Here is a 12,627-nt window from a genome sequence, read left to right as displayed (position 1 = left end):
CCCGAGCTCGACGAAAGGCGCCGGCGTGACCCCACCCCGACTGCGTGGTTCGATGACCGCGGCCTCCCCGCGTGCCGTGGCGCCGCGCCTTCTCGTCCTGCTGCCCTCGCTCGGCACGACGACGGAACTGTGGGACGGCGTGGTCGCGCGCCTCGCGACCGCGCCCGACGCGCCCCGCATCCTCCGCGTCGACCTCCCGGGCCACGGCGCGTCGCCCGCCGCGCGCGAGCCGTTCGGCATCGCCGAGCTCGCCGCGTCCGTGCTCGCGCTGGTCGACGAGGTCGGCGGCGGCGCTTTCGACGTCGCCGGCGACTCGCTCGGCGGCGCGATCGCGCTGGAGCTCGCTCTCGCGGCTCCCGAGCGCGTCCGCAGCCTGGCGATGTTCTGCTCGGGCGCGATGATCGGCACGCCGGAGGGCTGGGCCGACCGCGCTGCACAGGTCAGGGCCTCCGGAACCGCCTCGGTCGTCGCGGGCAGCGCTCAACGCTGGTTCGCCCCCGGCTACCTGGACGCGCATCCCGACGGTCCGGGCGGTCACGCGCTGAAGACCCTGATCGACATCGACGACGAGTCGTACGCACTGTGCTGCGAGGCCCTGGCGGGCTTCGACCGACGCGGCTCCGTCGCAGCGGTGCACGAACCCGCCCTGATCGTCGCGGGCACGCACGACCGGGTCACGACCCCCGCCCTGATGGCCGAGCTCGCCGGCGGCCTCCCCGACGCGCGCTTCGTCGAGCTCGCCCACGCAGCCCATCTCGCGCCGCTGGAGGACCCGGCCGAGGTCGCCGCACTCCTGGCGGCCCTGCTCGACCGTGTCGACGGCGCATCGGCCTACGACCGTGGAATGGCGGTACGGCGTGCGGTGCTCGGCGACGCGCATGTCGATCGCGCGACCGCGGCCATCACGCCCGAGACGGCCGATTTCCAGGACTTCATCACCCGCTACGCGTGGGGCGAGGTCTGGTCGCGACCCCAGCTCACCCGCCGGCAGCGGTCGATCGCGACGCTCGCGAGCCTGGTCACCGGCGGCCACGACAGCGAGCTCCGCATGCACGTCCGCGCGGCTCTGCGCAACGGGCTGACCCGCGGCGAGATCGCGGAGGTCATCCAGCACACGGCGATCTACGCAGGGCTGCCCGCCGCGAACGGCGCCCTCGCGATCATGCGCGAGGTCTTCGCCGAGACGGATCAGGCGGAGCAGACGGAGGAGACGAATGGATAAGACGTATGCGTCTGCGGCCGATGCGGTCGCCGACATCCCGCAGGGCGCATCGCTCGCGGTCGGAGGCTTCGGGCTGTCCGGTGTGCCGATCGTGACGATCCGGGCACTGCTGGCGCGCGGGGTCGGCGATCTCGAGGTGGTCTCCAACAACTGCGGCGTGGACGGCTGGGGCCTCGGCGAGCTGCTGGCCGCGGGCCGCATCCGCCGGGTGATCGCCTCCTACATCGGCGAGAACAAGGAGTTCGCGCGCCAGTACCTCGGCGGCGAGGTGGAGGTCGAGCTCACTCCGCAGGGCACCCTCGCCGAGCGCCTGCGCGCCGGCGGCGTCGGCATCCCCGCCTTCTACACGGCGACGGGCGCGGGCACCGCGGTCTCCGACGGGGGCATGCCGATCCGCTACGCGGCCGACGGGTCGGTGGCCGAGGCGAGCGCACCCAAGGAGCTGCGGCCGTTCGACGTGCTCGGCCGAGAGCGCGAGTACGTGCTCGAGACGGCGATCCGCACCGACTTCGGCCTGGTGCGCGCGGCGGTCGGCGACCGGCACGGCAACCTGCGATTCGAGAAGTCGACCCGCAACTTCAACCCCCTCGCGGGCATGGCGGGCCGGGTCACCATCGCAGAGGTCGACGAGCTGGTCGAACCCGGCGTGCTCGGCCCCGACGACATCCACCTGCCTGGCATCTACGTCGACCGCGTGATCGTGCTGACCCCCGAGCAGTCGGGGGATCTGCCGATCGAGAAGGTCACCGTCCGGCCCCGTCCGATCTCCCACACCGAAGGAGCCTGACCATGCCGCGCACCCGCGACGAGCTGGCCGCCCGCGCCGCCCTGGAACTGGAGGACGGCTCGTACGTCAACCTCGGCATCGGCCTGCCCACCCTCATCCCCAACCACCTGCCGGCCGACGTGCACGTGGTGCTGCACTCCGAGAACGGGATCCTCGGCGTCGGCCCGTACCCCTGGGCGGGCGAGGAGGACCCCAAGCTCATCAACGCGGGCAAGGAGACCGTCACCGTGCTGCCCGGCGCGAGCTACTTCGACTCCGCCGCCAGCTTCGGGATGATCCGCGGTGGCCGGATCGCCACCGCGGTCCTCGGCGCCATGCAGGTCTCGGCCTCCGGCGACATCGCGAACTGGGCGGTGCCGGGCAAGATGGTCAAGGGCATGGGCGGCGCGATGGATCTCGTCAACGGCGCCGAGCGCGTCATCGTGGTGATGGAGCATGTCGCCAAGGACGGCTCGGCCAAGCTCGTCGAGCAGTGCACCCTCCCGCTGACCGGGCGCGGCTGCGTCGACCGCATCGTGACCGACCTCGCCGTCGTCGACGTCACCGATGACGGACTGGTGCTGCGCGAACTCGCGCCGGGCGTGTCCGTCGACGACGTCGTCGCCGCGACGGGCGCGCCGCTGACGATCCCCGCCGACGTGACCGTCGGGTCGGGAGGGGCACGTGCCTGAGTTGCGCGAGGTCGTCATCTGCTCGGCGTTGCGCACGCCGGTCGGCCGGCTGGGCGGCGCGCTCGCTCCCGCCTCCGCGCTGAGCCTGGCCGAGACGGTGCTGCGGGCACTCCTCGACCGCACGGGCCTCGACCCGGCCGCGGTGGAGGGCGTGATCGGCTCCCAGGGCTATCCGACGATGGAGGCGCCCGCGTTCGGCCGGGTCGCCGCGCTGAACGCCGGCTTCCCGGTCACGACGACCGGGTACCAGCTCGACCGGCGGTGCGGCTCCGGCCTCCAGGCAGTGATCAATGCGGCGATGGAGGTGCAGACCGGCGCGAGCGACGTGCTCATCGCACTCGGCGCCGAGTCGATGTCCAACGCTCCGCTCTACACCGAGCAGGGCCGCAGGGGACTCCCACCCGGCGGCCTGATGCTGCACGACGCCCTGGCGCGCGGGCGCGAGACGGTCGGCGGACGCGACTTCCCCACCCCGGAGGGCAACGTCGGATCGGCCGAGACGTTGCGCCGCGAGTACGGCATCCCGCGCGAGGCGCAGGACCGCCTCGCCTTGCGGTCGCACCGGCGGGCGGTCGCGGCGCAGGAGTCCGGAGCGTTCGACGCGGAGCTGGTGCCGGTGACCGTCCCCGGCCGCCGCGGCGATGTGGTCGTCGACCGCGACGAGCACCCCAGGGCCGACACGACTCTGGAGGCGCTGGCCGGCCTCCGCGCCATCCTCGGCAGGAGCGATGCCGATGCCACGGTGACGGCGGGCAACTCCAGCGGACAGAACGACGCAGCCGCCGCCGCGATCGTGACGACTCCTGAGCGTGCGGCCGATCTCGGCCTGACCCCGCAGTTGCGGCTGCGGTCGTGGGCGGTCGCCGGCAACGATCCGCGCGTCTTCGGCGTCGCTCCGGTGCCGGCCGCGAATCGCGCCCTCGAACGCGCGGGCGTCGTCTGGAGCGACATCGACGTGATCGAGCTGAACGAGGCGTTCGCGGTCCAGGTGCTCGCCTGCCTCGCCGACTGGGGCATCGACGAGGAGGACCCGCGGCTCAACCCGCGTGGCAGCGGCATCTCGATCGGTCACCCGATCGGCGCGACGGGCCTGCGGATGCTGGCGACCCTCGCGAGCGAGCTGCCCGCCCTCGATGGCACGCTGGCCGTCGAGACGATGTGCATCGGCGGCGGCCAGGGCCTCGCCGCGGTCTTCGAGCGCGTGTGACCCGCACGCCCAAGGGCACCCAAGTGCCCTGACCCGCGCGTTTTGGGGGCGTTTGCGTGCCCTTCGATCGGGGTGGGGCGCGTAGGGTGAGGGAGGCGAAAGGCAGGGGAATCGGTGGTCGGTCAGGATGACGTCGCGGTCGCGGTCCGCGGCCTCCACAAGCGGTTCGGTGAGAAGGCGGCGGTCGACGGCATCGACCTCGACGTGCCCTCCGGGAGTTTCTACGGGCTGGTCGGGCCCAACGGAGCGGGCAAGACGACGACGCTGAGCATGGTCACCGGTCTGCTCCGGCCCGACGCCGGCCAGGTGCTCATCCACGGCGTCGACATGTGGCGTGACCCGCTGGCCGCCAAGGCGCTCGTCGGCGTGCTTTCCGACGGCGCACGTCTGTTCGACCGGCTGACCGGCGAGCAGCTCGTCGAGTACGCCGGCCTCCTGAGCGGGATGGACCGCCCGACCGCGATCGAGCGCACCCACGACCTCCTGAACCTCCTCGATCTGCAGTCGGCGGGCGGAACGCTCGTCGTCGACTACTCGGCCGGCATGACCAAGAAGATCGCGCTGGCGGCCGCGATGGTGCACGCGCCGCGCGTGCTCGTGCTCGACGAGCCGTTCGAGTCGGTCGACCCGGTGTCTGCCGCGAACATCCGCGACATCCTGCACGGGTTCGTGCAGAGCGGCGGCACGGTCATCGTCTCGTCGCACGTCATGGACCTCGTCGAGCGCATGTGCGACCACGTCGCGGTCATCAACGCGGGCCGGGTCATCGCCGCGGGGACCGTCGACGAGGTGCGCGCGGGCTCGACGCTCGAGGACCGTTTCGTCGAGCTCGTCGGCGGACGCCGCGTGGGGGAGGGCCCGGAGTGGTTGCGACACTCGTAAGGCTCCGTCTCCTCGTCCTCCGCAACTCGTTCCGCCGCAGCACCTCCCAACTCGTCGCGGTGATCATCGGCGGCGTCTACGCGCTGATCGCGCTCGTGGTCGTGCTGGGCGGCCTGGTGCTGCTCGGCTTCGCGCCGGTGGAGGTCACCCGCGTGATCACCGTGATCGGCGGCTCCGCAGCTGTGCTGGGCTGGGCGATCTTCCCGCTGCTGCTGTCGGGAATCGAGCAGACCCTCGATCCCGCGCGGCTCGCGGTCTACCCCATCCCGCTGCGTCCGCTGATGCTCGGGATGCTGCTGAGCGCGGTGGTCGGGGTCGCCGGGGCGGCGACGACGCTCGCGTCCCTCGCCACGTCGCTGGCCTGGCTCCGCCTCCCGGGCGTCGCCCTCGTGGCGCTGATCACCGGAGCCCTGGGCGCCGCCACCTGCATCGTGGTCTCCCGCGCTGTCACCTCCGTGTCGAGCGGCCTGTCCGGCGGCCGGCGGTTCCGGGAGGCCAGCGGCCTGCTGGTGCTCATCCCGCTGATCCTGGCCGGCCCGATCGTCATCGGCATCACGCGCGGCCTGCGATCGTCGTCCGACGCCCTGCCGGCCGTCGCCGACGGATTGTCCTGGTCGCCGCTCGGCGCGGCGTGGGCGGTGCCGTCGCAGCTCGCGCTCGGCGACCCCCTGGGCGCTCTGGCGCGGTTCCTGATCGCCGTGGCCACCTTCGCCGTGCTGTGGCTGGTGTGGCGCTGGGGGCTCGCGCGCTCGCTGGTGACACCGGCGCGCGCCTCCTCGCGGGTGCGGGCGCAGGGCAAGCTGGGCTGGTTCGGCATCTTCCCCGGCAACGCGTGGGGAGCGATCGCCGCCCGCTGCCTGACCTACTGGTTCCGCGATCCGCGCTACCTTCGTCAGCTTCTGGTGATCCCGCTCATGCCGGTGCTGTTCTGGTTCTACTCGAGCCTCAACCACTCGAGCGGCCTCCTCGTCATCGGTGCGCCCGTCGTCGCGTTCTCGCTGGGCATCGGGATGATCGCCGACGTCTCGTACGACTCGACCGCCTTCACGCTGCACGTCGCCAAGGCCGTGCCCGGCCGCGCCGACCGCTGGGGCCGGGCCGCCGCGATGCTCTCGTTCGCGGTGCCCGCTGTGGTGCTCATCGCGCTGTTCGCCGCGGCGATCGGCGACGACTGGCACATCCTCCCCGGCCTGCTCGGGCTCTCCCTCGGCATCCTGCTGACCGGCTCGGCCGTGTGCGCCGTGACCTCGGCGCGGCTGGTCTTCCCCGTGCCGGAGCCCGGTGACAACCCGTTCCGTTCGCGGCCGGGAGCCAACATCTCGCTGGTCGGGCCGACCTTCGTCGCATGGGGCGTCATCGCCGTGCTCTGCCTGCCGGAGATCGCGCTCTTCGTCATCGCGCTCGTCACCGGCGACGCCCTCTGGGGCTGGGCGGCGCTTCTCGTCGGTGTCGTGCTGGGCGGCGTGCTCGTCGGCGTCGGCGTGCGCGTCGGCGGCCGCATCCTCGACGCCCGCTCTCCCGAGCTGCTGCTGCAACTGCGCAAGGACGCCTGATCGGCCCTGGACGTTCCAGGCGATCGGTCGCGCGATGAGGCATGGCCGGCCTCACCGGCACCCGCGTCGTCGTCCGTCAGGACGGATTCCCCGACGAGCACGGCTGCCGACCATGTGACCGGGTGGAACGACTGCCTCGACCGGCTGGCGGCGACCGCATAGGCTGACCGCATGGGCAGCATCGCAGTGCACGAGTTCGTCTCCCTCGACGGCGTCTTCGAAGATCCGAGCTGGACGATGGACTACGGGTTCGATCCCGAGATGGGCGAGGACATCGGCCGCATCGCGAACCCGACGGATGCGATCCTGCTCGGCAGGCGAACCTTCGAGATGTTCGCGCCGGTCTGGTCGAAGCGCACGGTGCACGACGACCCGGGCGCGCCGTTCTTCAACGACAGCCAGAAGCTGGTGGTCTCCTCGACACTCGACGACGCGGCGGTGGAGGCGGCCTGGGCGAACTCGCGATCGTTGGGCGGCTACGACGCGGAGCGGATCCGCGAGGTGAAGCAGAGCAGCCGCGGACTGTACATCAGCGGCAGCGGTTCGCTCGTGCGGGCGCTGCTGGCCGACGGACTGGTCGACGCCCTCCATCTCTTCGTCTATCCCGTCGTCCGCGGAACCGGTGCCCGCCTGTTCCCGGAGGGCACCGCGGAGTCCCGGTTGCGGCTGCGTCAGCACGACGCGTACGCGAACGGAGTCCTCCATCTGCTCTACTCGCCGGCCTGATCTCCACAGATCTCGAATTGCGGTCACCCTGTGACCGCTGCCCTGCCTAGCGTTGTCGTATCGGGTGGGAGTCGCCTCGACAGAGGCGAATGTCCGTCGTCCGCGCTACCGTAAGGTGCTGTACGGGGGTTTCGCGCAGCGCCGAGTCGGTCGGGTCGATGACGGCGCGCTCACCCGTCCCACAATTCCACCGGAAACGAACCAGGGATCATCGTGACTCTTCTTCGATTGGCGCTGCGGTACATCCGCCCCTACTGGGGTGGGGTCGCCGCGGTCGTCGTCCTGCAGCTCATCGCCACCATCGCGGCGCTCTACCTGCCGACGCTGAACGCCAGCATCATCGACAAGGGTGTCGTCACGGGCGACACCGACTTCATCTGGCGTACCGGCGGCATGATGCTGATCGTCTGCTTCGTGCAGGTCGTGGCGGCCATCACGGCGACCTACTTCGGCGCGCGCGCCTCCATGTCGCTGGGCCGCGACGTCCGCCGCTCGTTCTACCGCAAGGTCGACTCCCTCCCGGCGCTCGACCTCGCTCGCTGGGGCATGCCGACGCTCATCACGCGCAACACCAACGACGTGCAGCAGGTGCAGATGCTCGTGCTCATGACGCTCAACTTCATGGTGTCGACGCCGATCATGTGCATCGCCGGCATCATCCTGGCGGTTCAGGTCGACGCTGCGCTGTCGTGGCTGATTTGGGTCTCCGTCGCCGTGCTGTTCGTGGTCGTCGGCATCCTGGTCTGGCTGCTGCTGCCCATGTTCCGCGTGATGCAAGACCGCATCGACGGCGTGAACGGCGTCATCCGCGAACAGATCGTCGGCATCCGCGTCATCCGTGCCTTCGTCCGCGAGCGTTTCGAGACGGCGCGCTACGACGATGCGAACGCGGCGCTCACGCGCATCTCGGTCAAGGTCGGCAACGTCTTCGTGCTGATGTTCCCTCTGATCATGCTCATCCTGAACGCCGCCACCGTCGCCGTTCTCTGGTTCGGCGGGCAGCGGGTCGGCGCGGGCGACATCCAGATCGGCGCCCTCACCGCCTTCCTGCAGTACCTGCTGCAGATCCTGGTCGCGGTCATGATGGGCGTCTTCATGGCCATGATGATCCCGCGCGCGATGGTCTGCGCCGAGCGCATCGACGAGGTGCTCAGCGCGACCCCGTCGACGGGTGCCGCCGACGTACCGGGAGCGGTGCCGTCCGACGGGCGCGTCGAGGTCGCGGGTGTGACCTTCGGGTACCCCGGGGCAGAGAAGCCGGTGCTGAACGACGTGAGCTTCACGGCGGAGCCCGGGCGCGTGACCGCGATCGTCGGCTCGACCGGTTCGGGCAAGTCGACGCTCGTCTCGGTCATCGCCGACCTCTTCACCCCGCAGAGCGGGCACGTCCGTGTCGGTGGCGTGCCGGTCGACTCCCTGAGCCGGGAGCAGCTCTCCGGGGTCCTCGGACTGGTGCCGCAGAAGCCCTACCTCTTCTCGGGCACGGTGGCGAGCAACCTCCGGTTCGGCCGGCCGTCGGCCACGGACGAGGAGCTGTGGCACGCCCTGCGCGTGGCGCAGGCGGAAGACTTCGTCCGCGCCAAGGAGCACGGCCTCGACGAGCGCATCGCTCAGGGCGGCACCAACGTCTCCGGAGGCCAACGCCAGCGTCTCTGCATCGCCCGGGCGCTCGTCGCGCAGCCCAAGGTCCTGCTGTTCGACGACTCGTTCTCGGCGCTCGACGTCGCGACCGACGCCCGGCTGCGGGAGGCCCTGGCAGAGTCCACCGGCGACACGACGGTGATCGTGGTGGCGCAGCGCGTGTCGACGATCCGCGAGGCCGACCAGATCATCGTGCTCGATGACGGACGGGTGGTCGGGCGCGGCACCCACGACGAACTGCTGGAGACGAGTGAGACGTATCGCGAGATCGTCGAGTCGCAGCTGAGCCTGGAGGTGGCCTGAGATGGCCCGCGCGAAGAACGACAAGACGGTGAAGAACCGCGCGGCGAAGAACCGCGCGGGCGGCGCGCCCGAAGCACGCGAGGGCGTGCTCACCGAGGCCGGAGTCGAGACCGCGATCGAGGAGCTCGAGCTCGAGTACGAGTACGAGCCCACGGAGTCCGACGGCGACATGTTCGGAGGGACCCCGGCCAAGAAGGCGGAGCACTTCTGGCCGTCCTTCAAGCGTCTCCTCTGCCTCCTGCGGCCCGAGTGGCTGGGCATGACGTTCGTGACCCTGCTCGTGGTCGTCTCGGTGGCGCTCATCGTGATCGCGCCGAAAGTGCTCGGTAGCGCCACGGACGTCATCTTCAAGGGCGCTGTCGGAACGATCACGCCGAACGGGCTGGTTCCCGGCCACGGTATCGACTTCATCGAGCTCGGCCGCCTGCTCACGATCGTGCTCGCGATGTACATCGCGGCCTCGCTGCTCCAGTGGTGGCAGGGCTACATCCTGAACGCGCTCGTGATGCGCGTGGTCTACCGACTGCGCGCCGACGTCGAGACGAAGCTCAACCGGCTGCCGCTCAGCTACTTCGACACCCGCCAGCGCGGTGACCTGATGTCGCGAGTGACCAACGACGTCGACAACATCCAGACGGCGCTGCAGCAGGCCTTCTCGCAGCTCATCCAGTCGGTGCTGACGGTCATCGGCATCGGCATCATGATGTTCATCGTGTCGTGGCAGCTCGCGCTCATCGCGCTGATCTCGATCCCGCTCTCCGGCGTCATCGCCGGCGTGATCGGCACGCGGTCGCAGAAGCTGTTCAAGCAGCAGTGGAGCTCGACGGGTGCGCTCAACGGGCACATCGAGGAGTCGTACTCGGGGCTCGACCTGGTGCGCGCCTTCGGCCGCGACGCCGTCATGCTCGAGGAGTTCGACGCCCGCAACGACAAGCTGTGGAAGTCGACGGTCGGCGCGCAGTTCGTCTCCGGCATGATCATGCCCGCGATGAACTTTGTCTCCTACCTGTCGTACGTCCTGATCGCCGTCGTGGGCGGCCTCCGCGTGGCCTCCGGTCAGATGACGATCGGCGACGCGACGGCGTTCATCCAGTACTCGCGCGAGTTCTCGCAGCCGATCGGCCAGATCGCGGGCATGGCCAACATGCTCCAGTCGGGCGTCGCCTCGGCCGAGCGCACGTTCGAGTTCCTCGACGCCGAGGAGCAGTCTCCCGACGTCGAGACGCAGCACCTGCCCGCGCGGGCCGACGGCCGCGTCGAGCTCGACGGCGTCGACTTCTCGTACGACCCCGAGACGGAACTGATCCGGGACCTCTCGCTCTCGGTCGAGCCCGGTCACACCGTCGCCATCGTCGGGCCGACCGGCGCCGGCAAGACCACGCTGGTGAACCTCATCATGCGGTTCTACGAGCTGAACGGCGGCACGATCCGTCTCGACGGAATCGACACCACCGAGCTGTCGCGCGCGGAGCTCCGCGGTCAGGTGGGGATGGTCCTGCAGGACGCCTGGCTGTTCTCGGGGACCATCCGCGAGAACATCCGCTACGGCCGGCTCGATGCGACCGACGAGGAAGTGATCGAGGCCGCGAAGGCGACCATGGTCGACCGGTTCGTGCGGCAGCTTCCCGACGGCTACGACACCATGATCGATGCCGACGGCGGCAACGTCTCCGCCGGTGAGCGTCAGCTGCTGACGATCGCGCGGGCGTTCATCGCCAACCCGTCGCTGCTCATCCTCGACGAGGCGACGTCGTCGGTCGACACCCGCACTGAGCTGCTGGTGCAGCACGCGATGGCGGCTCTACGCAGCGACCGCACGTCGTTCGTGATCGCGCACCGGTTGTCGACCATCCGTGACGCGCACACCATCCTCGTGATGGAGCACGGCCGCATCGTCGAGCAGGGCGACCACGCGACCCTCCTCGCCAAGAAGGGTGCGTACTACGACCTCTACATGACGCAGTTCCGCGGCGCGGCGGCGGAGGCGGATGAGGCCGAGCACGACGCTGCGGGCGCGGCATCGGCCGCTGAGGATGCCGGGGAGTCCGAGGTCGCGAACGCCTGAGCGACCCGATACACCGTTTGCCTCGATAAGTGAACGAGTTGTGTGGCGCGGGGACCGGTCGTAGAACGTCAGTGTGACGATCGATCCCCGCGCTTCGCTTCCTCCCGCACCCGACTACGAGTACGGCGGCCACGCCGTCCGGATCGTGCCGGAGCCCGGGTCGGAGACGCGCTGGCGCGTGCTGGAAGACGACGGCTACTTCGGGATCGTGGCCGCAGCCGACCCGGTGAAGGGCGAGCCGGAGGTTCACTTCGCCGTGCACTTCGCCGGCGAGGAGGACATCCCGCCCACCAAGGTGGTGCCGCTGTGGACCACCGCCGTCGAGTTCCTGCTGGACGCGGGGAAACCGCAGCGGCCGCCGGTCACCTGAGTCGCCGGCGGTCTCTCGCGTGGAGTGCGGGCGGTCGATCGATTCGGGGTTGAGGACCGCCCGCACGCCACCCATCAGAGCATCGGACGGCGGGCCCGTCGACGCGATTGACAGGGGTGGGTGACGGTGCGGATGGACCGGGTCTTCCACCCTGCGTCGTCCACCGCGAGCGCGAAACGGCCCCGGTGCCGGGGCACCGGGGCCGTGTCGTCTCGTGCGTCGCGTTAGGCGAGCGCGCCGATGGCGAAGCTCACGGCGCCCTGTTCGTCCACCTGGGCGTCGAGCACCTTGTCGTCGAGGGCGACCGCCGCGCCCGGCTCGAGGAACAGCCGCGCCCCACCGGACTCGACCACCTGATCGGCAGGCTCCGGCGTCGGCGCCACGGCCGCCGCGAAAGCGGTGTTCTCCGGGTTGCTGCTGCTGATGCGCAGGCCGGCGTCGTCCTCCGGCGCCTGATCCGTGAGGGTCTTGACGATCGTGCTGGCGTTCTCGGTCAGGGTGAGCACGGGCTCTCCTCTCGTTGTTCCTCCAGGAGCCGCCCACGCTCCCGCGGCCCGCTCGATCCCGCAACCCCGAGCGTCGCCATTGCCAGGAAACGTCCACGAAGCGGTGAGGCGTGTGCCAGGGCCCGGGCTCGCGACGGTCCGTCAGCTCAGCGCGGTGACCACCGCGCGGTTGAACGCGGGCAGGTCGTCCGGTTTGCGCGACGAGATCACCGTGAACGGACCGGGGTCGACCACGACCTCCTGGTCGACCCAGGTCGCGCCCGCGTTGCGATAGTCGGTCTGCAGGCTCGGCCAGCTGGTCAGCGTGCGACCGTCGAGAACGCCGGCTTCGATGAGCACCCAGCCGCCGTGACAGATCACGGCGATCGGTTTGCCGGCGTCGGCGAACCCTTTCACCAGGGCGACCGCGTCCGGGAAGGTTCGCACCTGGTCACCGTTCGCGACGCCGCCGGGAAGGACGAGCAGGTCGTAGTCATCCGCCGACGCGTCGCCGAGCGTGAGGTCGACGGGGAACTCGTCCGCCGGGGTCAGGTGATTGAAGGCACGGACCGTGCCGGCCTCCTTCGAGATCAGCTTCGCAGTGGCTCCGGCCTCCGTCACCGCCTTCCACGGCTCCACCAGCTCGGCCTGCTCGATGCCCTCCGGCCCCACCAGGAATGCGACCCGCTTGTCTTCGTAACTCATGTCGTGTCCT

General features: G+C 70.4%; 12 protein-coding genes. 10 read left to right on the top strand and 2 right to left on the bottom strand.

From position 1 onward, the window contains the following. The first annotated feature begins 25 nt into the window (after positions 1-25). The 10 genes from pcaDC to KNO15_RS14330 all read left to right on the top strand — a co-directional run bounded on the left by pcaDC (position 26) and on the right by KNO15_RS14330 (position 11,427). On the top strand, positions 26-1,222 hold the full coding sequence (gene pcaDC / locus KNO15_RS14375; protein ID WP_241704454.1) for a bifunctional 3-oxoadipate enol-lactonase/4-carboxymuconolactone decarboxylase PcaDC: 1,197 nt from the start codon (positions 26-28) through the stop codon (positions 1,220-1,222). After that, a complete protein-coding gene (locus tag KNO15_RS14370) occupies positions 1,215-2,009 on the top strand; it encodes a CoA transferase subunit A (RefSeq protein ID WP_241704453.1) in 795 nt (264 codons plus the stop codon). Before pcaDC ends, KNO15_RS14370 begins: the two co-directional genes overlap by 8 nt. Positions 2,010-2,011: 2 nt before the next feature. Next, on the top strand, positions 2,012-2,680 hold the full coding sequence (locus KNO15_RS14365) for a CoA transferase subunit B (RefSeq protein WP_241704451.1): 669 nt from the start codon (positions 2,012-2,014) through the stop codon (positions 2,678-2,680). Beyond that, the gene (locus tag KNO15_RS14360; protein WP_241704450.1) at positions 2,673-3,887 is read left to right on the top strand and encodes an acetyl-CoA C-acetyltransferase; all 1,215 of its coding nucleotides are present in this window, start codon (positions 2,673-2,675) and stop codon (positions 3,885-3,887) included. Before KNO15_RS14365 ends, KNO15_RS14360 begins: the two co-directional genes overlap by 8 nt. A gap of 114 nt (positions 3,888-4,001) precedes the next feature. Beyond that, entirely contained in the window at positions 4,002-4,769 is a 768-nt protein-coding gene (locus KNO15_RS14355) for an ABC transporter ATP-binding protein (protein ID WP_241704449.1), read from the top strand. Continuing rightward, positions 4,751-6,322, top strand: a complete 1,572-nt coding sequence (locus KNO15_RS14350) for a transporter (RefSeq protein WP_241704448.1) — start codon at positions 4,751-4,753, stop codon at positions 6,320-6,322. Before KNO15_RS14355 ends, KNO15_RS14350 begins: the two co-directional genes overlap by 19 nt. Before the next feature lie 171 nt (positions 6,323-6,493). Next, the gene (locus KNO15_RS14345; protein ID WP_241704447.1) at positions 6,494-7,048 is read left to right on the top strand and encodes a dihydrofolate reductase family protein; all 555 of its coding nucleotides are present in this window, start codon (positions 6,494-6,496) and stop codon (positions 7,046-7,048) included. Positions 7,049-7,261: 213 nt separating this feature from the next. Continuing rightward, entirely contained in the window at positions 7,262-8,992 is a 1,731-nt protein-coding gene (locus KNO15_RS14340; protein WP_241704446.1) for an ABC transporter ATP-binding protein, read from the top strand. A 1-nt stretch (position 8,993) separates the two neighbouring features. After that, positions 8,994-11,057, top strand: a complete 2,064-nt coding sequence (locus KNO15_RS14335; protein ID WP_374113172.1) for an ABC transporter ATP-binding protein — start codon at positions 8,994-8,996, stop codon at positions 11,055-11,057. A 73-nt stretch (positions 11,058-11,130) separates the two neighbouring features. Then, the gene (locus tag KNO15_RS14330) at positions 11,131-11,427 is read left to right on the top strand and encodes a hypothetical protein (RefSeq protein ID WP_241704445.1); all 297 of its coding nucleotides are present in this window, start codon (positions 11,131-11,133) and stop codon (positions 11,425-11,427) included. Between the two features lie 224 nt (positions 11,428-11,651). Here the strand turns inward: KNO15_RS14330 and KNO15_RS14325 are convergent, their stop codons facing one another. Beyond that, on the bottom strand, positions 11,652-11,933 hold the full coding sequence (locus tag KNO15_RS14325; protein ID WP_208040660.1) for a Fe-S cluster assembly protein HesB: 282 nt from the start codon (positions 11,931-11,933) through the stop codon (positions 11,652-11,654). Positions 11,934-12,074: 141 nt separating this feature from the next. Next, complete coding sequence (locus KNO15_RS14320; protein WP_241704444.1) at positions 12,075-12,617, bottom strand: type 1 glutamine amidotransferase domain-containing protein; 543 nt, start codon at positions 12,615-12,617, stop codon at positions 12,075-12,077. Positions 12,618-12,627 lie beyond the last annotated feature (10 nt).

Source organism: Leifsonia shinshuensis (assembly GCF_022606355.1).
GTDB classification, from domain to species: domain Bacteria; phylum Actinomycetota; class Actinomycetes; order Actinomycetales; family Microbacteriaceae; genus Leifsonia; species Leifsonia shinshuensis_B.
The sequence above is the reverse complement of the archived record's forward strand: the minus strand, read 5'-3'. Positions and strand labels throughout refer to the sequence as shown.